The sequence below is a fragment of the Microtetraspora sp. NBRC 16547 genome (genome assembly GCF_030268965.1).
GTDB lineage: Bacteria > Actinomycetota > Actinomycetes > Streptosporangiales > Streptosporangiaceae > Microtetraspora.
Genome location: NZ_BSSE01000030.1, coordinates 16,952 through 39,415 on the forward strand (window position 1 = coordinate 16,952; position 22,464 = coordinate 39,415).

General features: G+C 70.8%; 21 protein-coding genes. 18 read left to right on the forward strand and 3 right to left on the reverse strand.

What is annotated here, in order from left to right; all coding sequences use genetic code 11:
- Positions 1–119: 119 nt before the first annotated feature.
- Positions 120–2,480, forward strand: coding sequence for an ATP-binding protein (locus QSK17_RS29870; protein ID WP_285708836.1), 2,361 nt, complete (start codon positions 120–122; stop codon positions 2,478–2,480).
- Between the two features lie 107 nt (positions 2,481–2,587).
- On the opposite strand, the gene QSK17_RS29875 is transcribed toward QSK17_RS29870, so the two are convergent.
- Complete coding sequence (locus tag QSK17_RS29875; protein WP_285708896.1) at positions 2,588–3,196, reverse strand: ATP-binding protein; 609 nt, start codon at positions 3,194–3,196, stop codon at positions 2,588–2,590.
- A gap of 15 nt (positions 3,197–3,211) precedes the next feature.
- Here QSK17_RS29875 and QSK17_RS29880 point away from each other — a divergent pair, with 15 nt between their 5' ends.
- From QSK17_RS29880 to QSK17_RS29890, 3 genes are all read left to right on the forward strand, one after another.
- Entirely contained in the window at positions 3,212–3,487 is a 276-nt protein-coding gene (locus QSK17_RS29880; RefSeq protein ID WP_285708903.1) for a hypothetical protein, read from the forward strand.
- A gap of 455 nt (positions 3,488–3,942) precedes the next feature.
- Entirely contained in the window at positions 3,943–5,922 is a 1,980-nt protein-coding gene (thrS, locus tag QSK17_RS29885; RefSeq protein WP_285708837.1) for a threonine--tRNA ligase, read from the forward strand.
- 235 nt (positions 5,923–6,157) lie between these two features.
- Positions 6,158–6,706, forward strand: a complete 549-nt coding sequence (locus tag QSK17_RS29890) for an HIT family protein (protein ID WP_285708838.1) — start codon at positions 6,158–6,160, stop codon at positions 6,704–6,706.
- A 92-nt stretch (positions 6,707–6,798) separates the two neighbouring features.
- On the opposite strand, the gene QSK17_RS29895 is transcribed toward QSK17_RS29890, so the two are convergent.
- On the reverse strand, positions 6,799–8,421 hold the full coding sequence (locus QSK17_RS29895; protein WP_285708839.1) for a glycoside hydrolase family 10-like protein: 1,623 nt from the start codon (positions 8,419–8,421) through the stop codon (positions 6,799–6,801).
- A gap of 120 nt (positions 8,422–8,541) precedes the next feature.
- Entirely contained in the window at positions 8,542–10,674 is a 2,133-nt protein-coding gene (locus QSK17_RS29900) for an elongation factor G-like protein EF-G2 (protein WP_285708840.1), read from the reverse strand.
- A gap of 262 nt (positions 10,675–10,936) precedes the next feature.
- Here QSK17_RS29900 and pgsA point away from each other — a divergent pair, with 262 nt between their 5' ends.
- The 14 genes from pgsA to ruvB all read left to right on the forward strand — a co-directional run bounded on the left by pgsA (position 10,937) and on the right by ruvB (position 22,400).
- Entirely contained in the window at positions 10,937–11,545 is a 609-nt protein-coding gene (pgsA, locus tag QSK17_RS29905) for a phosphatidylinositol phosphate synthase (RefSeq protein ID WP_285708897.1), read from the forward strand.
- Positions 11,542–12,474 carry a phosphatidylinositol mannoside acyltransferase gene (locus QSK17_RS29910; RefSeq protein ID WP_285708841.1) on the forward strand — a complete coding sequence of 311 codons (933 nt, stop codon included), beginning with the start codon at positions 11,542–11,544 and terminating at the stop codon, positions 12,472–12,474. The genes pgsA and QSK17_RS29910 overlap by 4 nt, the downstream gene beginning before the upstream one ends.
- Entirely contained in the window at positions 12,471–13,604 is a 1,134-nt protein-coding gene (locus QSK17_RS29915; protein WP_285708843.1) for a glycosyltransferase family 4 protein, read from the forward strand. Before QSK17_RS29910 ends, QSK17_RS29915 begins: the two co-directional genes overlap by 4 nt.
- The gene (locus QSK17_RS29920; RefSeq protein WP_285708844.1) at positions 13,601–14,143 is read left to right on the forward strand and encodes a LemA family protein; all 543 of its coding nucleotides are present in this window, start codon (positions 13,601–13,603) and stop codon (positions 14,141–14,143) included. The genes QSK17_RS29915 and QSK17_RS29920 overlap by 4 nt, the downstream gene beginning before the upstream one ends.
- Before the next feature lie 131 nt (positions 14,144–14,274).
- Positions 14,275–15,279: a DUF3048 domain-containing protein gene (locus tag QSK17_RS29925; RefSeq protein WP_285708845.1), complete on the forward strand. Its 1,005-nt coding sequence runs from the start codon at positions 14,275–14,277 to the stop codon at positions 15,277–15,279.
- A 159-nt stretch (positions 15,280–15,438) separates the two neighbouring features.
- Positions 15,439–16,350: a pyridoxal 5'-phosphate synthase lyase subunit PdxS gene (gene pdxS, locus QSK17_RS29930; protein ID WP_285708847.1), complete on the forward strand. Its 912-nt coding sequence runs from the start codon at positions 15,439–15,441 to the stop codon at positions 16,348–16,350.
- Positions 16,351–16,479: 129 nt separating this feature from the next.
- A complete protein-coding gene (locus QSK17_RS29935; RefSeq protein WP_285708849.1) occupies positions 16,480–16,905 on the forward strand; it encodes a MarR family winged helix-turn-helix transcriptional regulator in 426 nt (141 codons plus the stop codon).
- A 68-nt stretch (positions 16,906–16,973) separates the two neighbouring features.
- Entirely contained in the window at positions 16,974–17,108 is a 135-nt protein-coding gene (locus QSK17_RS29940) for a hypothetical protein (RefSeq protein WP_285708850.1), read from the forward strand.
- A gap of 68 nt (positions 17,109–17,176) precedes the next feature.
- On the forward strand, positions 17,177–17,767 hold the full coding sequence (pdxT, locus tag QSK17_RS29945; protein WP_285708851.1) for a pyridoxal 5'-phosphate synthase glutaminase subunit PdxT: 591 nt from the start codon (positions 17,177–17,179) through the stop codon (positions 17,765–17,767).
- A gap of 3 nt (positions 17,768–17,770) precedes the next feature.
- Positions 17,771–18,526 (forward strand): YebC/PmpR family DNA-binding transcriptional regulator, encoded by a 756-nt coding sequence (locus tag QSK17_RS29950; protein WP_285708852.1) that lies wholly within the window; start codon positions 17,771–17,773, stop codon positions 18,524–18,526.
- A 167-nt stretch (positions 18,527–18,693) separates the two neighbouring features.
- Positions 18,694–19,857, forward strand: coding sequence for a GNAT family N-acetyltransferase (locus QSK17_RS29955; protein WP_285708853.1), 1,164 nt, complete (start codon positions 18,694–18,696; stop codon positions 19,855–19,857).
- Positions 19,858–19,966: 109 nt separating this feature from the next.
- The gene (ruvC, locus tag QSK17_RS29960; RefSeq protein WP_285708898.1) at positions 19,967–20,536 is read left to right on the forward strand and encodes a crossover junction endodeoxyribonuclease RuvC; all 570 of its coding nucleotides are present in this window, start codon (positions 19,967–19,969) and stop codon (positions 20,534–20,536) included.
- Between the two features lie 97 nt (positions 20,537–20,633).
- Positions 20,634–21,254, forward strand: coding sequence for a Holliday junction branch migration protein RuvA (gene ruvA, locus QSK17_RS29965; RefSeq protein ID WP_285708855.1), 621 nt, complete (start codon positions 20,634–20,636; stop codon positions 21,252–21,254).
- A gap of 84 nt (positions 21,255–21,338) precedes the next feature.
- The gene (ruvB, locus tag QSK17_RS29970) at positions 21,339–22,400 is read left to right on the forward strand and encodes a Holliday junction branch migration DNA helicase RuvB (protein ID WP_285708856.1); all 1,062 of its coding nucleotides are present in this window, start codon (positions 21,339–21,341) and stop codon (positions 22,398–22,400) included.
- Positions 22,401–22,464 lie beyond the last annotated feature (64 nt).

Genomic DNA, 22,464 nt, shown 5'->3' on the forward strand with positions numbered 1-22,464 from the left:
CCGGCCGGCCACCCGTCCGCGGTGGCGTACCTGTGCGTGTACTGAGTTACGGAGGAGACATAACCTGGATTCTGTCGAGTCCGATTAGAGGCACGGCGGTCCGCGAGCTGAGGCGTTCGATGGCGGCGAAGACATCCCAGACCTCGAAGCGATCAGGAAACCGGCTGCCCGCCGAGGTGACGAGCTTCATCGGCCGTCGCCACGAGGTGGTCGAGGCCAAGCGTCTGCTGTCCCAGTCGCGCATCGTGACCTTCACGGGCCCCGGCGGGGTCGGCAAGACACGGCTCGCGCTCCGGATCGCCGCCGACGTGCGCCGGGCCTTCCCGGACGGCGTGTGGCTGGTCGAGCTGGCCGCGCTGGACGACCCGGACATGCTCTGCCAGACCGTCGCCGAGGCGCTGGAGATCCGCAACCAGTCGTCGCGGCCATGCGTCGAAGTTCTCGCCGACCACCTGAGGAACCGGCAGGCGCTGCTGGTGCTGGACAACTGCGAGCACCTGCTGCAGGACTGCGCCGTGCTGGTGGAGACGCTCGCCCGGGCCACGTCCGACCTGCGGATCCTCGCGACGAGCCGGCAGGCCCTCGGCATCACGGGCGAGCAGACGCTGGCCGTGCCCGCGATGACCTTGCCCGACGTGGACGGCATGGTCCTGCCCCTGGAGACGATGACGCAGTTCGACGCGGTACGCCTCTTCACCGAGAGGGCCTCCGCCGTGGTGCCCGGATTCGCGGTCACGGAGGCCAACCACACGACGGTGGAGCGGATCTGCCGACGGCTGGACGGGATACCGCTCGCGCTCGAACTGGCCGCGGTGCGGCTGCGGGCGCTGTCCCTCGACCAGCTACTCGATCGACTCGACGACCGGTTCCGGCTGCTCACCGCGGGATCGCGCGCCGTTCTGCCGCGCCACAGGACGCTGCGCGCGCTGATCGACTGGAGCTACGGCCTCTGCACGGAGCAGGAGCGGTTGCTGTGGGCGCGGGTCTCGGTCTTCGCCGGGAGCCTCGATCTGGAGGCGGCCGAGGAGGTCTGCTCCGAGGACGGTATCGCCAGAGAGGACGTGCTCGACCTGGTGATCGGCCTGGTCGACAAGTCCATCCTGATCCCGGATGAGCAGTCCTCGTCGATGCGGTACCGGCTCCTCGAGACGATCCGGCAGTACGGCAGGGAACGGCTGGAGGAGTGCGGCCAGGACGCCGTGATGCGACGGCGGCATCGGGACTACTACCGGCGTCTCGCGGCCGAGGCGGACCGGCTGCTGTTTGGCCCGGACCAGGTCGCGTGGTTCACGCGGCTCCAGCGCGAGCACGCCAATCTGCGGACCGCGCTGGAGTACTGCTTCGCGCAGGCGGAGACCCGCGTCGGCCTGGAGATGGCGACCGACCTCCTCTACCACTGGATCACCAGCTACTACCTGAACGAGGGGCGCAGCTGGCTGGACAAGGGCCTGGCGGCGGAGAGCGAGCCGAGCGAGTCGCGGGCCAGGGCGCTGTGGGCCGACGCCTGGCTGGCCATCATCCAGGCCGAGATCACCTCGGCCGAGACGATGCTGGAGGAGAGCCGGGCTCTCGGGGAGAGCCTGGGCCTGGAGCGGATCATCCCCTACGCCGCGCTCTTCTCCGGGGTGGTCGCCCTCTACCAGGGAGACGCCCCCAGGGCGATCGCGCTGTACGAGGAGGCGGTAAGCCGCTATCGCGACATCGATGATCCTCTGGGTGAGGCGTTCGCCTATCTGCGGCTCTGCCTGTCGTACTCCCTGATCGGCGAGTCGGCCATGGCCGTCGCGGAGGGGGAGCGGTGCGTCGAGGTCTGCGACGTGTACGGGGAGGGGTGGCACCGGGCGTACGCGCTGATGGCCCTCGGGATCGAAGCCTGGCGCCAGGGCGACCACGTCCGCGCGGCCGAACTGGAGAAGGAGAGCCTCCGGTTCAACCGGTCGCTCGACGACCTGCTCGGCGTCGGGCTGGACATCGAGGTGCTCTCCTGGATCGCCGCCACCCAGGAGAAGTACGAACGGGCCGGCCGGTTGCGGGGAGTGCTGCAGGCCATCTGGGAATCGATAGGTACGGTCCTGTCGAGCTACGCGTATCTGATGCCCTATCGCGATGAATGTGAGGTCCGGATCCGCGATGGGCTCGGGGAAGCCGGGTACCGCGCCGCGCTCAAACGCGGGGCCAGGCTCCCGTACGAGGAGGCGGTCGCCTACGCGCTGGAGGAGGCGGCCCCCGAGGCGGAGCGCGTGGAGCGGCCCGCCGAGACGTCGCCGCTGACCCCCAGGGAGACGGAGATCGCCCAACTCGTCGCCCAGGGCATGAGCAACAAGGAGATCGCCGCCACGCTCGTGATCGCGCAGCGCACCGCGGAGGGGCACATTGAGCACATCCTGAGCAAGCTCGGCTTCAGCTCACGTGCCCAGATCGCCGTCTGGGTCCGTGAGCGGAACCACGCCGCCGAAGATCGCGAGTTCGGCGACTCCTGAGGTTCCCGCCGCGCGAACCAGCAGCACGGAGCGCCCGCCCGGACCAGCCTCCAGGATCAGCCATCCAGACGGCGGATCCCGCGCGTCGGTCGCCGGTCTGCCGGCCCTCAGGCGTGTCTCATGTCCCGGGCGTGGCTGTAGGTATGACGGATGGGCCCCGGGGGCGGGAGCTCCACCCAGACGGCTTTGCCGGTGGCGGTGCGGACGCACCCCCAGCAGCAGGCGAGCCGCTCGATCAGGTGCAGCCCGCGCCCATGATCGTCCTCGGAGTCCGTGCACGAGGCGCAGTCGATGGCGGCCGCGACGGCACCGCCGTCATCGGAGGCGTGGCCTCCAGAAGCTCTGTCACCGGAGGCGCTGTCACCGGAGGCGCTGTCCTCGGAGTCGCGGATCCCGTCGCGGGCACCGGTCTCGCTCATGGCGTGGCCGGGGTGGCGGGTCGTCGGCGGTGGCATCGCGTACGCGTCCTCGACCTCGCAGCGGAGGGTGCCGTCGAGGAGATAGAGGCTGAGCCTGGTCGGCCCGCCCGCGTGCCGCAGCGCATTGGTGACCAGTTCACTCACCACCAGCTCCGCGACGTCACGCTGGTCCCGCAGACCCCAGACCGCGAGCTGGGCGCGGGTCAGCCGCCGCGCCCGGCGCACGCAGGACGGTTGCGGCGTGAGGACCCAGGACGCGGTGTTCGGGTCGTCGTTCGGGTCGTCAATGGTTGGCAGGGGAGCGCGCGGCCTGTGGAGATGACCGGCGGCGGTCCTGAGCCAGGTCCGCGCCCGCCCCCAGGACGCACCGGTGAGATCCCGCCCACCGCGACTCGCATCGTCACCGGCAGCGCGACCGCCACCTGCACCGGCACCAGCACCGTCACCGTTGCTCGCTCCGGCGTCGTCACCGCCACTGCCGCCGTCCCCGGCACCCCGGCCGGCCCGGCGATCGGCGTCGTGCCCGCCGCCGCGCCCGCCGCTGTGACCGGCGCCGTGATCGAGTGTGTCCGCGGACGCGGACGGTGACACCTGCTCGCCCATGTTCTTTCCCCCCGGGTCCCTCGTCCGCCTGGACTCCGCCTGGACCTTGCCCCGTGCCAGCTTCTCTCCGGGCGTACGCCTGAGGGATGGGGATAAATCCCCATATAAGTACCCATATCGCACAAATTTGCCGCGATCATGGCGGCTGAGGCTCTTCGGGGCTCTTCGGGACCGGCTCGGGAGAGCCCGAGATGCGGGCGCTCGCCGAGGAGCCGCACCTGTACGACAGCGGGTGACGCTTCACGAAGAAGTCACGCGCGGCGCGGCGGCGCCGGAGTGATCAGGGATCGATGCGGCAGGGGGTGATCGCGCGAATTCGCCCCGACGGCACCGGTAGCATCGGTAGGTATACATCACAGGGTGAGGTGCCGCGAGCGCGTCGCACTCCGGCGCGGGATTCGCGGCCGTCGCATCCATCCGGAATCGTGCAAGGAGCAAGCGTGTCTGCCGCACTCGAAATACGCATCACCCTCGCCGGAGCCGAGCGCGTGGTGGCGGCGGGCACGACGGCCGGGGAGGCGCTCGACGCCGACGGCAGGTCGGTCATCGCCGCCAGGATCGACGGCGAGCTGCGGGACCTGGCCGCCGAGGTCGCCGAGGGCGACGTCGTCGAGCCGGTCGCCATCGACAGCGCCGACGGCCGCGCCATCCTGCGCCACTCCACCGCCCACGTCATGGCCCAGGCCGTCCAGGAGATCTTCCCGGAGGCCAAGCTCGGCATCGGCCCGCCCGTGGAGAACGGCTTCTACTACGACTTCGACGTCAAGGAGCCCTTCACCCCCGAGGACCTCAAGCGCATCGAGAAGCGCATGCGCGAGATCGTCAAGCAGGGCCAGACCTTCCGGCGGCGTCCCGTCAGCGACGAGGACGCCCGCGAGGAGCTGGCCGCCGAGCCGTACAAGCTGGAGCTGATCGGGCTCAAGGGCGGCGCGGACGACGCGGGCGACGGCGCGAGCGTCGAGGTCGGCGCCGGCCAGCTCACCATCTACGACAACCTCGACCCCAAGTCGGGCGATCTGTGCTGGAAGGACCTGTGCCGCGGTCCGCACCTGCCGACCACCCGGGTCATCCCGGCGTTCAAGCTCATGCGGTCCGGCGGCGCCTACTGGCGGGGCAGCGAGAAGAACCCGCAGCTCCAGCGCATCTACGGCACGGCCTGGGAGTCGCGCGAGAAGCAGGACGAGTACCTCCACCTGCTGGAGGAGGCGGAGAAGCGCGACCACCGCAAGCTCGGCGCTGAGCTCGACCTGTTCAGCTTCCCGCCGGAGCTGGGCAGCGGCCTGCCGGTCTTCCACCCCAAGGGCGGGATCATCCGCAAGGAGATGGAAGACTACATGCGCAGACGACAGGCGGAGGCGGGGTACGAGTTCGTCAACACCCCGCACATCACCAAGTCGTCGCTCTTCGAGACCTCGGGGCACCTTCCCTGGTACGCCGACGACATGTTCCCGCCCTTCGAGCTGGACGGCACCGAGTACCGCGTCAAGCCGATGAACTGCCCCATGCACAACCTGATCTTCAGGTCGCGGGGGCGTTCCTACCGTGAGCTGCCGCTGCGGCTGTGCGAGTTCGGCTCGGTCTACCGGTACGAGAAGTCGGGCGTGGTGCACGGGCTGACCCGGGTGCGCGGCATGACGCAGGACGACTCGCACATCTACACCACCAGGGAGCAGATGGCCGACGAGATCAAGTCTCTCCTGAGATTTGTGCTCAGCGTGCTGCGCGACTTCGGGCTGCCGGACTTCTACCTGGAGCTGTCCACCCGCGACGACTCCGAGAAGTTCATCGGCGACCCCGCCGAATGGGAGGAGGCCACCCAGGCGCTGCACCAGGTCGCCATCGAGTCGGGGCTGGAGCTGGTGAACGACCCGGGTGGCGCGGCCTTCTACGGGCCGAAGATCTCCGTGCAGGCCAAGGACGCGATCGGCCGCACCTGGCAGCTGTCCACCATCCAGCTCGACCTGAACCAGCCCAAGCGGTTCGGCCTGGAGTACCAGGCGGCCGACGGCAGTCGCCAGACGCCCGTCATGATCCATCGGGCCCTGTTCGGCTCGATCGAGCGGTTCCTCGGTGTGCTGACCGAGCACTACGCCGGCGCCTTCCCTCCCTGGCTCGCTCCGGTTCAGGTCGTCGGCATCCCGATCGCCGACGCGCACGCCCCCTACCTGCAGGACGTCGCCAAGCGGCTGCGGGAGCAGGGGATCCGGGTCGAGGTCGACACCGCCGACGACCGGATGCAGAAGAAGATCCGCAACGCGCAGAAGGCCAAGGTGCCGTTCATGCTGCTCGCGGGCGACGACGACATCGCGAGCGGCGCGGTCTCCTTCCGCTACCGCAACGGCGAGCAGAAGAACGGTGTCCCGATCGAGGAGGCGATCGCCGAGATCGTCGACGCGGTCGAGCGCCGGATCCAGGTCTGAGACACCCCGGGCGGTGTCCCCGCGAGGGACCGGCGCCCGGGCCGCTCACCAGAAGCCCCCGCCTCCGTTCCGGAGGCGGGGGCTTCGTCGTCGTGCGCCCGGCACGGGCGGACCATCTCAGGCCGCGCCGCCGTCGGCGTCGCGGGCCCGGAACGAGTTGTGATTTATCCGGCATCTGCGGATGTCGCTGGAGCCGTACGCGAGTGCCGTCGGGGGCCGGAATATGCTGGCCCGCATGACGAACGAGCCGGAGCTGCAGCCGGGAGCGGGAGTGCCTGACGCGTTTGGGAGGCTCTGGACTCCGCACCGCATGGCCTACATCAAGGGGGAGAACAAGCCCAGCGGATCGGGGCCCGGGGACGGCTGCCCCTTCTGTGAGATCCCCGCCATGAGCGACGAGGACGGCCTCGTCGTCGCCAGGGGCTCCACCGTGTTCGCCGTGCTCAACCTGTATCCGTACAACTCGGGTCACCTGATGGTGTGCCCGTACCGGCACGTCGCCGACTATGCCGATCTGGAGGAGGCGGAGACTGCCGAGCTGGCCGACTTCACCAAGCGGTCGTTGCAGGCGCTGCGCAAGGCCAGCGGTGCGCAGGGGTTCAATGTCGGCATGAACCTGGGCCAGGTCGCCGGCGCGGGCATCGCCGCCCATCTGCACCAGCACGTGGTGCCCCGGTGGGGCGGCGACACCAACTTCATGCCGGTCGTGGGGCACACCAAGGTCCTCCCGCAACTGCTGCGCGACACGCGGGACCTGCTCGCCGACGCCTGGCCCACGCCCTGACCCCGGCCGACTGACCGATCCGCGCCCTCGATCCGTGCCCTCGATCCGCGCCCTCGGTTCGCGTTCCCACGCGGAGCGCCGGGGAGGGGCGATCAGGGGAGCGTGACCTTGACCTGGGCGGGGGCGCTCTCGTTGTTCAGCCGATCGAGGGCGGTGACGTAGTAGTCGCCGCTCTCCTCGGCCGTGTATGAGAGGCGGTCGTCCGCGGAGACGACGGCCACCAGGTGGTGCGCGTCCACGGTCGTGCAGTCGGCGTTCTTGCCGGAGGCCCGGTAGACGGCGTACGCCCGGGCGCGGGAGGACGGAGACCACGTCAGCGTCCCGGCGGCGCTCTTCAGGCTCGCCGGTGCGGCCGGAGCCGTCGCGGGGAGGCCCTTGATCACCGGAAGCAGGGCGGGCCGCGTGTAGTGGTTCTTGACGATGCGGTCCAGGACGCCCAGAGGGTTCGTGGCGAGACTGGCGGCGCTGAAGTAGACGTCGCCCTTCACCTCGGGGTACTGGCGGTTCACGGTGAGGTGGGAGGGCATCTCGGCCGGTTTCGTCCAGGCGGGGGTGTCCTTGGTGCCGACGCGGTACAGCGCCTGGCCGATGTAGAGATCGACGTCGCTGCCGCGCACCGCCTCGGCCCACCAGGGCACGAGCGCCTCGTAGTCCGCCACCGAGAACCCGCGGGGCCAGTAGAGCTGCGGGACGAGGTAGTCGACGGAACCCGCGCGGATCCACGCCTTCGCGTCCGCGTAGATCGCGTCATAGGCCGACATGCCCTTCGTGTCCGACCCCTTGGGGTCGTCCGACTTGTTGCGCCAGATGCCGAAGGGGCTGATCCCGAACTTCACGTACGGCTTCGTCTGGTGCACGGCCTTGGACACCTGCGCGACCAGCTTGTTGACGTTGTCCCGCCGCCAGTCGGCGAGCTTCACACCCTTGCCGTACGCCGCGTGCGCCGCGGCGTCGGCGAACCGCGTGCCGTTGCCGGGATACGGGTAGAAGTAGTCGTCGAAGTGGACCCCGTCCACGTCGTAGCGGCGCACCACGTCGGTCACGACCTTGGTCACCCAGTCGCGCACCTCGGGCAGGCCCGGGTTGTAGTAGAGCCGTCCCTCGTGCTTGACCGTCCACTCCGGGTGCACCCGCGCCGGATGCCCCTCCGGAAGCGCCGACACGTCCGTCGTGAACGCCGCGCGGTACGGATTGAACCACGCCTGGAACTCCAGACCGCGTTTGTGCGCCTCGGAGATCAGGAACGGCAGCGGATCCCAGCCCGGATCCTTGCCGGGAGTGCCGGTGAGGTACTGCGACCAGGGTTCGAGCGAGGACCGGTAGATCGCGTCGGATGCGGGCCTGACCTGGACGAACACCGCGTTGAGCCGGCGTTTGACGGCGTTGTCGAGTATCGCGGTGTACTCCGCCCGCTGCCGCGCCGGCGTGAGCCCCGTCCTCGACGGCCAGTCCGAGTTGTGCACCGTCGCGATCCACACCCCGCGGAGCTGCCGCTTGGGAAAGGAGCCGCTCGCCGTGCAGGTCTCGGCGGCCGCGGCCGTCCGCACCGTCGTCGGGGTCTTCGGAGCGGGCTGGGGCCCGAAGGCGTACGCCGCGCTCGCGCTGGCGGCGGCGACGACCAGGCTGGCCAGGAGCGGACCCCGCACCGACAGCACCCGCCCCGCCGTGCGGTCCTCATTGATCGCCCGCCCGCGGCGGCCCTCCCGATTCGCCATGGGTCATCAGTGTGGCATCGACGAACGGATGGTTTGGCCCGAAGCGGGAACCCGGGAAGGAAATTACCAGCGACCGCACCTATCGGCGGCCGGGCGCCGAGGTGCCCGGCCGCCGATGGATCAGCGTTCGGCCGCGGCCGTGACCTTCTCCGCGAGGTGCGGCGGGAGCGGCTCGTAGCGCAGGAAGTCCCGATGGAACGTCCCCGTCCCGTGGGACATCGAGCGGAGATCGACGGCGTACCGTGTGATCTCCAGCTCGGGCACCTCGGCCTTGACCAGGGTGCGTCCCGAGCCGACCGGCTCGCTGCCGAGGACCCTGCCGCGGCGCGCGGACAGGTCCGACATGATGGCGCCCACGAACTCGTCGGACACCAGGACGGAGACCTCGTCGACCGGTTCGAGCAGCAGCGTGGGCACCTTGCCCGCCGCCTCCTTCAGCGCCAGTTGCCCGGCGATCTGGAACGCCATGTCGGAGGAGTCGACGGAGTGGGCCTTGCCGTCGTACAGCGTGACCCGGATGTCGACCACGGGGTATCCGGCCACCACCCCGCGCTCCATCTGCGCCCGGACGCCCTTCTCCACGGACGGGATGAACTGGCGGGGGATCACACCCCCCACGATCTTGTCGACGAACTCCAGCCCGCCCCCGGAGGGCAGCGGCTCCACCTCGATGTGGCAGATGGCGTACTGTCCGTGGCCGCCGGTCTGCTTGACGTTCCGGCCCATGCTCTGGGCCCGGCCGCCGAACGTCTCCCGGAGCGGCACCCGGAGGGGCACCCGCTCCACATCCACACCGTGCCGCCTGGCCATCCGGTCCAGCAGCACGTCGGCGTGCGCCTCGCCCATGCACCAGAGCACGAGTTGGCGGGTCTCGGCATTGTTCTCCAGGCGGAGGGTCGGATCCTCGGCCACCAGGCGGGACAGCGCCTGGCTGAGCTTGTCCTCGTCCGCCTTGGATCTCGCCCTGATCGCGACCGGCAGCAGCGGATCGGGCATCTCCCAGGCCTTCATCAGCAGCGGCCGGTCCTTGTCCGACAGCGTGTCGCCGGTCTCGGCCCTGGACAGCTTGGCGATCGCGCAGATGTCCCCGGCCACGCACTTGGCGACCGGGCGCTGCGCCTTCCCGAGAGGCGAGCCGAGGCCGCCGACGCGCTCGTCCACGTCGTGGTCCTCGTGCCCGCGGTCGGAGAGGCCGTGTCCGGACACGTGGACGAGCATGTCCGGGCGCAGCGTCCCGGAGAAGACCCGGACCAGGCTGATCCGCCCGACGTACGGGTCGCTCGTTGTCTTGACGACCTCAGCCACCAGCGGGCCGTCAGGGTCGCCGGTGATGTCCGTCACGGGCCGGCCCCCGATCGTGGTGATCTCGGGCAGCGGGTGCTCCAGTGGCGAGGGGAACCCCTGCGTGATGATCTCCAGGAGCTCCAGCATGCCGGTCCCCGGCGCGGTCGCCAGCACTGGGTGGAAGCTGCCCCGTGCGACGGCCTTCTCCAGGTCGTCGATGAGGATCTTGGTGTCGATGGACTCCCCGGAGAGGTAGCGGTCCATCAGGGACTCGTCCTCGCTCTCCTGGATGATCCCCTCGATCAGATCGCCGCGGTACTGCTCGATCAGCCCGAGCTGCTCCTGGTCCGGCTCCCGCTCGGTACGGCCGCCGCCCGAGTAGTCGAGGAACCGCTGGGACAGCAGCCCGAGCAGCCCCCTGCCGTCGACGGGCAGGTACAGCGGGGCGACGCCGTCTCCGAAAGCGCCCTGGCAGGCCGCGAGCACCTCGTCGAAGTTGGCCCGATGGTGGTCGATCTTGGTGATGACCACCGCGCGGGGCATGCCGACCAGCCCGCACTCCTCCCAGAGCATCCGCGTGACCCCGTCCACGCCGTCGACCGCCGAGACGACGAAGAGCGCCGCGTCGGCGCCGCGCAGCCCGGCCCGGAGGTCGCCGACGAAGTCGGCGTATCCGGGCGTGTCCAGTAGATTGATCTTGATGCCGTTGTGCATCAGTGGGGCGAGGGAGAGGTTTACCGAGCGCTGCTGGCGCACCTCCACCTCGTCGAAATCGCTGACCGTGCTGCCCTCCTCGACCCGGCCAGCACGTGCGATGGTGCCCGTCGCCGCCAGTAGCGCCTCGACCAGCGTGGTCTTGCCGGCTCCGGAATGGCCGACCAGCACGACATTGCGCACCGTGTCCGGCCGATCGGCCGAGGGTGCCCTGCCCGCGGCCCCTGTTGGGCCGCCGTTCGCCTTCTCCGCCACTTCGCCTCCCGGATCTGCGAGCGGCCGGGGGCGCCGGCCGCTCTGCCGTCGCTGCGCGCGCCCCTTGGGGTCGGCGGGTCCCTCGCCTCAGGTCGTGTCCCTCGTGGAGCCGCCGGGCGAGGACGGGCCGACCGTCCTCCCCGCCGGGAATCCCAGGCGCGTGTTCTTCACCTTTTACCCATGTGGCGCAGATCACAAGACCTTTCGGCGGAATGGGCTTGCTCGCCTCACCAGGCGTTCCATGGCCTACGATCGGAGCGCGATGCTGAACGTCCTGCGCCCCGCCGTGACCCGAGTGCTGACCCCCCTGGGGCGGGTGCTCGCCCGCCACGGGATCTCTCCCGATGTCGTCACCGCCGTCGGCACCCTCGGAGTGGTGGCCGCGGCGCTGATCCTCTTTCCCATGGGCCACCTCTTCTGGGGGGCTGTCGCGATCACTGTCTTCGTCCTCGCCGACCTGCTCGATGGCGTGCTCGCCCGGATGAGCGGCGGCACGGGCAGCAAGTGGGGCGCCTTCCTGGACTCGACGCTCGACCGGCTCGGCGACGCCGCCGTCTTCTCCGGGCTCATCCTCCACTTCATCCTCGAGGACGAGCCCGAGATCGTCCTCGCGGGCGTAGCGCTCTTCTGCCTCGTCGCGGGAGCATTGGTGTCATACGCCAAGGCCCGGGCGGAAGGGCTCGGGATGACCGCGAACGTCGGCATAGCCGAGCGGGGGGAGCGGATCGCCGTCGTGCTCGTGGCGACCGGCCTCTCGGGCCTGGGCGTGCCGTACATCCTGGCGATCGGGTTGTGGCTGCTCGCGGGGGCGAGCGCGGTCACGGTCGTCCAGCGGATGGTCCACGTCTACCGACAGGCGGTGGTCAGGTGAAGCGCCCCCACGGGCGTCTACCCGTTGCCGATCGGATCGTCGCCGCGAGCTACTCCGCGGGCTGGGCGGTGGTGCGCCACCTCCCCGAGAGCGTGGCCGGATGGATCTTCCGGTCCATCGCCGACGTGATGTGGCGCAGGCAGGGCAAGTCCGTGCGCCGGCTGGAGTCCAACCTGTCCCGGGTCATCGGGGCCGACGCGGCGGGCCCCTCCGTGCGCGAGCTCAGCCGGGCGGGCCTGCGCTCCTACTTCCGCTACTGGGCCGAGGCGTTCCGCCTCCCGTCGATGAGCCGCGAGCGGATCCTCGGCGGCATGCGCGCCAGCGGCGAGCAGGCGATCTTCGACAACCTCGCCAGGGGCCGCGGCGTTGTGCTCGCCCTGCCCCACATGGGCAACTGGGACGTCGCCGGGGCCTGGCTGGTGCACAAGGGCCACCCCTTCACGACCGTGGCCGAGCGGCTCAAGCCCGAGTCGCTGTTCGAGCGCTTCCTCGCCTACCGCCAGAGCCTCGGCATGGAGGTGCTGCCGCTGACCGGCAAGGATGGCGGCAGCGGCATGGCGTTCGGCACGCTCGCCCAGCGGCTGCGGGCGGGGCGACCGGTCTGCCTGCCCGCCGACCGCGACCTGACCGCCTCCGGGGTGGAGGTCGAGTTCTTCGGCGCCCGAACCCGCATGGTCGCCGGACCGGCCCTCCTCGCCGTCCAGACGGGGGCGGCGCTGCTGCCCGCCGTCCTGTGGTTCGACGGGCCCGACTGGGGGTTGCGCATCCACGAGGAGATCCCGGTCCCCGAGGAGGGCACGCGCCGGGAGAAGGTCGCCGTGATGACGCAGAGCATGGCCGCCGTCTTCGAGAAGGGCATCGCGGAGCACCCGGAGGACTGGCACATGCTCCAGCGGCTGTGGCTGGACGACCTGGAGCCGCGGGGATGAGGATCGGCATCGTCTGCCCGTACACCTGGGAGGTCCCCGGTGGCGTCCAGGCCCATGTCCGCGACCTCGCCGAGGCCCTCATCGCCGACGGCCACTACGTCTCGGTGATCGCCCCGGCGGGCGAGGACGCCCCTCTGGAGCAGTACGTCGTGTCGGCAGGCCGCGCGGTGCCCGTGCCGTACAACGGGTCGGTCGCGCGGCTCGCGTTCGGTTTCCTGTCGGCGGGCCGGGTGCGCAAGTGGATCCGCGAGGGCCGGTTCGACGTGCTGCACGTGCACGAACCGGCGGTGCCGTCCCTCGGCCTGATCGCCTGCTGGGTCGCGCGCGGCCCGATCGTCGCGACGTTCCATGCCTCCTACGAGCGGTCCCGCGCCATGTCGGTGGCCGCGCCGATGCTGCAGAGCGCCCTGGAGAAGATCACCGGGAGGATCGCGGTCTCCGACGCGGCGCGCAAGACGCTGGTCGAGCACCTCGGCGGCGACGCCGTGCTCATCCCCAACGGCGTCACGGTCGCCCGGTACACCGACGCCGAGCCGCTGCCCGGGTGGGGGCCGGACGGCGGTGTCGTCGGCTTCCTCGGCCGGATGGACGAGCCACGCAAGGGACTGCCCGTCCTGCTGTCCGCCTTCGAGATCCTCGCGGAGGACCGGCCGGGCCTCCGGCTGCTGATCGCCGGCCCCGGCGACGCGGCCGACGTGCTGGAGCGCGTGCCCAAGCGGTTCCACGACCGGGTGAGGCTGCTCGGCATGGTCAGCGAGGCCGACAAGGTGCGCGCCTACCACTCGGTCGACGTCTTCTGCGCGCCCAACCTCGGCGGTGAGAGCTTCGGCATCGTGCTCACCGAGGCCATGTCGGCGGGAGCGCCCATCCTGGCCAGCGACATCCCGGCGTTCCGGCGGGTGCTCGGGGACGGCCAGGCCGGCGCGCTGTTCGAGACCGGCAACCCCGAGGCCCTGGCCGAGGAGGCCGCCCGGCTGCTCGACGATCCCGCGCTCCGCGCCAAGCTGTCCGACGAAGCCCGGCACGCGGTGCGCAAGTACGACTGGTCCACCGTCGCCCGCGACGTGTTGCGCGTCTACGAGACCGTGACCGACGCGGCCGCCGGTGTCGTGGAGGACGACGCCCCGTGACGACCACCGTCCTGATCCTGGTCGTGGGCGTGCTCGTCGTGCTCACGGCCGTCTACATCTCCTGGCGGGCCGGCCGGCTCGACCGGTTGCACATCCGGCTGGAGACGGCGCACGCCGCGCTGGACGCGTCCCTCCTGCGGCGGGCCGCGGTCTGCCTGGAGCTCGCCGGGTCGCGCCTCCTCGACCCCGCGACCTCGCTCGTGCTCGCGGCCTCCGCCCATGAGGCCCGTACGGCCGGGCCGGATGAGCGCGAACACGCCGAGAGCGATCTGTCCGGGACGCTGCGCGCGGTCGTGGACCAGGAGCGGTTCCGGGAGAAGCTGGCCGAGCATCCGGCCGGGCCCGCGCTGCTGGAGGAGCTCGACGCCGCGGTCGCGAAGGTCGTCTACTCCCGGCGCTTCTACAACAACGCCGTCGACGTCACCCGTACGGCGCAACGCCGCTGGCTGGCGCGGTCACTGAGATTGGCCGGGCACACCGAATATCCTCGGTTCTTCGAGATCGACGACGCGCCACCGGCGGCTTTCGCTGCGGAATAGTCGGTTTTGACCGTTCCAAGAGGGATCTACTGTCTGACGCCGGTAAGCTCGTTGCCATTTCGCGGCGCGAGCCGGTGCGGGCGCGGCATTTCCTGCCGGTTCGGCCGGTTCTCCAAGGGAGGAGCTGAGGGGTGCGGGCGCAACGGGTGATCGGTGTCACGCTTGGTCTGGGGGCGGTCCTCGCCGGGGCGGCGTGCTCCTCCGACGGCGACGCCCCGCCCGCGCAGCCGCAGGCCGCGGTCGCCTCTCCGTCTCCCACCCCGCCGCCCGAGCACCCGTTCACCGGTCTCCCCGTGGCCCAGCGCCGTCCGGTGCTCGCCGTGAAGATCGAGAACACCTCGGCGGGGAAGCCCCAGATGGGCGTGCGCAGCGCCGACATCGTCTACGTCGAGCAGGTCGAGGGCGGGCTGACCCGCCTCATGGCGATCTTCTCGTCCAAGGTGCCGGCCGAGGTGGGGCCCGTCCGCAGCGCCCGCATCTCCGACCTGCACATCCTGCCGCAGTTCGGCAAGCCCGCCCTGTCGTACTCCGGCGTCCAGACCAAGATGATCCCGTACGTGCAGAAGGCGTCGCTGTTCGACGTCTCCGACAGCAGCGCGCCCGGCGCCTACTTCCGGGCGCAGGGCAGGTACGCGCCGTACAACCTGTTCGCGACCCCCAAGAAGCTGCTCGCCAAGGCCTCCCAGGCCAGCAAGGCCGACGACATCGGCTTCGTGTTCTCCGACGAGCCCCCGGCGGGAGGCGTCCCGAAGGAGAAGGTCCAGGTGCGCTACCCCGCGGCGCGCTTCGAGTTCGCCTGGTCGGAGGCCCACAAGCGCTGGCTGGTCAGCCAGGACGGCAAGAAGGACGTGGCGGCCGAGGGCGGCCAGCAGGGCGCGCCGACGATCGTGGTGCAGTGGGTCAAGACCGACAGGTCGGAGTTCCACGACTTCACCGGCAGCTACACGCCCATGGTCCACACCGTGGGCAAGGGCACGGGCGTCGTCCTGCGGGACGGCATGGCCTACAAGGTCAAGTGGGAGCGCCCCTCGGAGGAGGAGGGCACCACCTACACCATGGCCGACGGCTCACCGATGCCGTTCGCCCGCGGCCAGGTCTGGGTCGTCCTCGCCTCGCGCAAGCCCGTCGCCCCCTGACAGCCGGTACGCGGCGGCGGGGACGGGCGGGCCGCCCAAGGGTGTGGGCGGGGCGTACAAAAGGAACAGGTAACCCTTACAGGATGGCGCGTCGGGCCAAGGTTCGGTCAGGACCTAACATGGAGGGGATTCCATTGGTCCGCCTCGTGAGGTAGCAACGTGTCCAGCAGCACGCCCGAAGTCAACGAGACCGCCGTCGGCACCGCCCGTGTGAAGCGAGGCATGGCCGAGATGCTCAAGGGCGGCGTCATCATGGACGTCGTCACGCCCGAGCAGGCCAAGATCGCCGAGGACGCGGGAGCCGTCGCGGTCATGGCGCTGGAGCGGGTGCCCGCCGACATCCGCGCCCAGGGCGGGGTGTCCCGGATGAGTGACCCCGACATGATCGAGGGCATCATCAACACCGTCTCGATCCCCGTCATGGCCAAGGCCCGCATCGGCCACTTCGTCGAGGCCCAGGTGCTGCAGGCGCTTGGCGTCGACTACATCGACGAGTCCGAGGTCCTGACCCCGGCCGACTACGCCAACCACATCGACAAGTGGCGTTTCACCGTCCCCTTCGTCTGCGGCGCCACCAACCTCGGTGAGGCGCTGCGCCGCATCACCGAGGGCGCCGCGATGATCCGCTCCAAGGGCGAGGCCGGCACCGGTGACGTCTCCAACGCCGTCACCCACATGCGTACGATCCGCGCCGAGATCCGCCGGCTGTCCTCGCTGTCCGAGGACGAGCTGTACGTCGCCGCCAAGGAGCTGCAGGCGCCGTACGAGCTGGTCGCCGAGGTGGCCAAGGCCGGCAAGCTGCCGGTCGTGCTGTTCACCGCGGGCGGCATCGCCACCCCGGCCGACGCCGCGATGATGATGCAGCTCGGCGCCGAGGGCGTCTTCGTCGGGTCGGGCATCTTCAAGTCCGGTGACCCGGCCAAGCGCGCCGCCGCCATCGTGAAGGCCACCACCTTCTACGACGACCCCGACGTCGTCGCCAAGGTGTCGCGCGGTCTCGGCGAGGCGATGGTCGGCATCAACGTGGACGACATCCCGGTCCCGCACCGGCTGGCCGAGCGCGGCTGGTGATCGCGGCACTTCGCGGCTGAACCGACGGCGGTCCCGTAACTCGGGACCGCCGTTTCCGCATTTCAGGGGACAGCATTGCGGGACCCTGCCGGGTAGATACTTAGACAGGCTAAGTTAGTATGTCTAAGTATGACGACGGATGAAACACAGGTGCTGGCCGAAAGCCTGTCCCGCGAGCTGCGCCACCTTGTGCTGTTGCTGCGCCGCACGACGGCCGGCCAGCCGATCACCACCCAGCAGTACTCCGTGCTCGGCTCGCTCGAGGGCGGCGGCCGGCGCATGACGGAGCTGGCCGAGGAGCACGCGGTGCAGCTTCCCACGATGACGGTGCAGATCAACCGGCTGGAGGAGGCCGGGCTCGTGGCGCGCGCGGCCGACCCGTCCGACGCGCGGGTCCGCACCGTGGAGCTCACCGACGAGGGGCGCACCCGCCTCCACGCCGTACGGCGGGCCAGGATCGCCTACCTCGCCCGCCATCTGGCCGCCCTCACCCCCGAGGAGCGCGCGGCCGTCGACGTCGCCCTGCCCGCCCTCGCCAAGCTCGGCCGCAGCTGAAGGGGCCCCACGTTGTCGCAGCAATCCGGCGGGATCCTCCGCCAGCCCATCTCGAGTTCGGGAACGCCGTGCCGTACTACGTGGGAGCGGCCTGCTGCGTGGCCGGCATCGCGATCCTGTTCGCCCGGCGGCACCACCTGGCGGTTCTGGACCACGTCGACGTCGATCACACCTTCCAGGACGCCTCGCCCGCACAGGCATAAAGCGTATGGGTTGGGACGTTCTGCGCCTTGGTTCTACGCTGGGACCACCGCCGGACGAAAGGACGATCGTGACGACTGCGCCGTTGATCGGCGTGCTCGCCCTCCAGGGCGATGTGCGTGAGCATGCCCGCGCCATCGAGGCCGCGGGTGCGAAGGCGATGGCCGTACGCCGCAGGAGCGAACTCGACGCGGTCGACGCGCTGGTCATCCCCGGCGGGGAATCGACCACGATGTGGAAACTCGCGACCGTGTTCGACCTGCTCGAACCGCTCAAGCTGCGGATCAAGGAGGGCCTGCCCGCGTACGGCTCCTGCGCCGGGATGATCATGCTCGCCGACCGGATCGAGGGCGGCATCGACGGCCAGGAGACGCTCGGCGGCATCGACATGGTCGTACGCCGCAACGCCTTCGGCCGCCAGGTCGACTCGTTCGAGGCCGACCTCGACTTCGCCGGCAGGGGACGGCTCCGGGCCGTCTTCATCCGCGCGCCGTGGGTCGAGTCGGTCGGACCCGACGTGGAGGTGCTGGGCCGGGCCGAGCCCGGGGGTAGGATCGTCGCGGTCCGACAGGGACCTCTGCTCGCGACGTCCTTCCACCCGGAACTGACGGGCGACGCGCGGGTGCATTCGTATTTTGTCGAAATGGTGAGGGAGTTCTAGGCGATGTCCGGCCACTCCAAATGGGCGACGACGAAGCACAAGAAGGCCGCGCTCGACTCCAAGCGCGGCAAGCTGTTCGCCAAGCTCATCAAGAACATCGAAGTCGCGGCCCGGACCGGCGGCCCGGACCCGGACGGCAACCCGACCCTGTACGACGCGATCACCAAGGCGCGGAAGAACTCCGTGCCGATCGACAACATCGAGCGGGCGCGCAAGCGCGGCGGCGGCCTGGAGGCCGGCGGCGCCGACTGGCAGACCATCATGTACGAGGGCTACGCCCCCGGCGGCGTGGCCGTGCTGATCGAGTGCCTCACCGACAACCGCAACCGGGCGGCGTCCGAGGTCCGCGTCGCGCTGACCCGCAACGGCGGCTCCCTGGCCGACCCCGGGTCGGTGTCCTACATGTTCAACCGCAAGGGCGTCGTCCTCCTGACGAAAAACGGCGACCTCTCCGAGGACGACGTGCTGATGGCCGTCCTGGACGCGGGCGCCGAGGAGGTCAACGACCTCGGTGAATCCTTCGAGGTGGTGTGCGAGGCCACGAACCTGGTCCCGGTCCGCGCCGCGCTCCAGGACGCCGGGATCGACTACGAGTCCGCCGAGCAGAGCTTCCTGCCGAGCATGAACATCCCGCTCGACGAGGAGAGCGCGCGCAAGGTCTTCCGCCTCATCGACGCGCTCGAGGACAGCGACGACGTGCAGAACGTCTGGGCCAACTTCGACGTCTCCGACGAGATCATGGAGAAGCTGGAGGCGTAGGCCGGCTCCGCGAAGCCGCCGCCCGCACCGTGCCCCGGCCGCCATATGGCCGTGTTGTGGCTGTGTCGTGGCTGTGTTGCGGCGGTGTCGTGGCCGCGACGGTGAGGCGGGGGCAGCGCGGAAATCCGGTTGGCGGCGGATCGGCGCGCGGCATATTTTGAGCGCTCGTGGATATCCGTGATCTGACCGCCGACGACCTCGACGCGGTGCTCGACATCCGTAAGCGCGCCTTCGGGCCGATCTCCAGCGGCAACGCCGACATCTGGCGCCAGATGGTGGGGCCGCTCCTGTCGGAAGGGCGCTACATCGGTGTCCTCGACGGCCCCCGCTTGGTCGCGACCTCGCGGATCAACGCGTACACCCAGTGGTGGCACGGCCGGCCGCTGTCGATGGGCGGTGTCGCGGGCGTCACCGTGGCGCCGGAGGACCGGGGGCGCGGGATCGGCCGCACGATCATGCGGGCCACCATCGAGCGCGCGGCCGAACTGGGCCATGTCGCCTCCGCGCTCTATCCCGCGACCACGCCGCTCTATCGCGGCATGGGCTGGGAGCACGCGGGCGGTCTGAACAAGATCACCCTCCCCACCGAGGCGCTGCGCACGCTCGCCGCGGGAGACGCCCGCGCCGCCGGTGTGAAGCTGCGCCGGATGGGCCCCGACGACGCGCCGGAACTGATGGCCACGATGGCGCGGGTCTACGCCTTGACCCGCGCGTCCGGCCCGCTGTGCTACGACGAGCGCACGTGGCGGCTGTGGCTCGCCGATGACGACGACTTCTGCTACATCGCCGACGACGGCTTCGTGATCTACCGGTGGAGCGGCAGGGACATCGAGGTCGACGGCTGCGTGGCGGGGTCCGAGGCGACCACGCGAGCCCTCTGGTCGCTGGTCGGCACCGCCTCCTCGGTCGCCAAGTCGGTCACGGCGGTCATCGAGCCGAACGACCCGGTGCTCTGGCTGCTCCGCGAGCGGTCGAACGAGGAGATCAGGCAGACGCGGTGGATGTTCCGCCTGATCGACCTCCCAGCGGCTGTCGCGCGGCGCGGGTTCCCCTCGGGGGTCTCGCTGGACACGGTCGTCCACGTCGAGGACCCGCAGCGGCCGGCGAACTCCGGTTCGTGGCGGCTGGAGGTCTCCTCCGGATCGGGGACGGCCACCGCCGGCTCCGGCGACGGGCCCACGTTCACCGTCGGCGGCCTGTCCGCGCTGTTCGCCGGCGTCCCCACGGCCACGCTGCGCCGTACCGGCCTGGTCACGGGCGGCTCCGCCGAGGACGACGAGGCGCTCGACTCGGCCTTCCACTGCACGCCGTACATGATCGACTACTTCTGATCCCGCCTTATCCGCGATCTCGCGCCTCCTGCGGGAGTAGAGTTCTTCGCCGAACAGATGTTCGGCGAAGAACCGACCCGGGGGAGGCGTTCCGGTGCGATTGCCCGAGCTGAGGGTGATGGGAGTCGATCCGGGGCTGACCCGGTGCGGCCTCGGCGCGGTCGAGGGCCGGCCCGGCGCGGCGCTGCGCATGGTGGCCGTCGGGGTGGTGCGCACCCCCGCCGACGACGACATCGGCGCGCGCCTGGTCGCCATCGAGGCCGAGATCGAGCGCTGGCTCGACGAGATCCGGCCGGACGCGGTGGCCGTGGAGCGGGTCTTCGCCCAGCACAACGTCCGCACCGTCATGGGCACCGCGCAGGCGTCCGCGGTCGCCATCACCTGCGCCGCGCGGCGGGGCCTGCCGGTCGCGCTGCACACGCCGAGCGAGGTCAAGGCCGCCATCACCGGGAACGGTAACGCCGACAAGAAGCAGGTCGGCACCATGGTCACCCGGGTGCTCAGGCTCGACGCCATGCCCAAGCCCGCCGACGCCGCCGACGCACTGGCCCTCGCCATCTGCCACGTCTGGCGTGGGGGCGCGCAGAACCGGTTGGCCCAGGCCCTGGCCAGAAGAGGCGCCCCGGGGGCGGCCGTCACGCTCCCGCCCGGTTACCGCCATCCCGGGGCCGGCCGATGAGGCGCTCGATGACGCCGCCGGCCACCGGGATGTCGGTTCCTTCTGGTAGGACTGTGGTCCGCGAGGCCGGGCGGGCCGATGGGGGAGGGAGCGCGCAGTGATCGCATCCGTGGCGGGCCGGGTGACCGGGATCGGGCCGGAGGCCGCCGTGATCGAGGTCGGCGGTGTCGGCATGCTGGTTCACTGCACGCCGGGCACGCTGGCCGGCCTCCGGGTGGGCGAGCCCGGCAGGCTCGCGACCTCGCTCGTCGTCCGCGAGGAGTCGCTCACGCTGTACGGCTTCGCCTCCGACGATGAGCGCGCCGTGTTCGAGATGCTGCAGACCGCCAGCGGCGTCGGCCCGCGCATCGCGCTCGCCATGCTGGCCGTGCACACGCCGAGCGCGCTGCGGGTGGCCGTCGCGAGCGCCGACATCAAGGCGCTGACCATGGTTCCCGGCATCGGGCAGAAGGGCGCGCAGCGCATCGTCCTGGAGCTCAAGGGCAAGCTCGGCACGCCGGAGGAGGCGGTCAACGCCGCCCTGGGCGGCGGGGCGCCGGTCACCCCGTGGCGCGATCACGTCCATTCCGGCCTGGTCGGTCTTGGTTACTCCGCCAGGGACGCGGACGAGGCTGTCGCCGCGGTGGCCCCCGAGGCCGACGCCGAGGTCGCCGCCGGCCGGGCCCCCCAGGTCGCCGCGCTGCTCAAGTCGGCCCTGCGCGCGCTGAGCGTCAGGTGAGCCGGCCAGTGAATCGGCCTATGAATCGGCCGGTGGGCGCCGCCGGTGAAAGTTTCAGCGCACCGCCGACCCCGGGAGGCCGTCGTGAGCATTGAGCGAGACCTGGTGTCGCCCGACGCCGAGGGCGACGAGCACGCGATCGAGGCGGCGCTGCGTCCCCGTCGGCTGGAGGAGTTCATCGGCCAGGGGCGGGTGCGTGAGCAGCTCTCGCTGGTGCTGGAGAGCGCGCTGCGCCGCAACCGTCCGCCGGATCACGTGCTGATGAGCGGCGGCCCCGGCCTGGGGAAGACCACGCTCGGCATGATCATCGCGGCCGAGCTGGGCGCGCCGCTCCGGATGACCTCCGGCCCGGCCCTGGAACGCGCCGGCGACCTGGCCGCGATCCTCTCGACGCTGTCCGAGGGCGAGGTCCTCTTCATCGACGAGATCCATCGGATGGCCCGGCCCGCGGAGGAAATGCTGTACCTCGCGATGGAGGACTTCCGGGTCGACATCATCGTCGGCAAGGGCCCGGGCGCCACCTCCATCCCGCTGGACATCGCGCCGTTCACGCTGGTCGGGGCGACCACGCGCGCGGGCCTGCTCCCGGCGCCGCTGCGCGACCGCTTCGGGTTCACCGCCCACATGGACTTCTACGAGGTGGCCGAGCTGGAGCAGGTGCTGCACAGGTCGGCCCGGCTGCTGTCCGTCGAGCTGCCCGGCGAGGGCGCGCACGAGATCGCCCGCCGGTCGCGCGGCACCCCCCGCATCGCCAACCGCCTGCTCCGGCGGGTGCGTGACTTCTCCGACGTCCGCGCCGAGGGCGTGATCACCCGGGAGATCGCGGCCGCCGCCCTCAACCTCTACGAGGTGGACGGCGAGGGCCTCGATCGGCTCGACCGCGCCGTCCTGGGGGCGCTGCTGCGCAAGTTCGGCGGCGGTCCGGTGGGACTGTCCACGCTGGCGGTGTCCGTGGGGGAGGAGCCGGAGACCGTGGAGGTCGTGGCGGAGCCGTTCCTCGTCCGGCAGGGGCTGCTCGCCCGCACCCCCCGGGGCCGCGTGGCGACGGCGGCGGCCTGGGCGCACCTCGGCCTGGTTCCGCCTCCCGACGCCTTCGGCGCGCTTCCGGTTCTCGTGGACGACCAGCGGAACGCCGCGGAGCCGTGAATGCCCGGCTGATGAAAGCCGCATATCTCTTGAAAGATGGAGAAATATCGGGCCAACGGAAGTC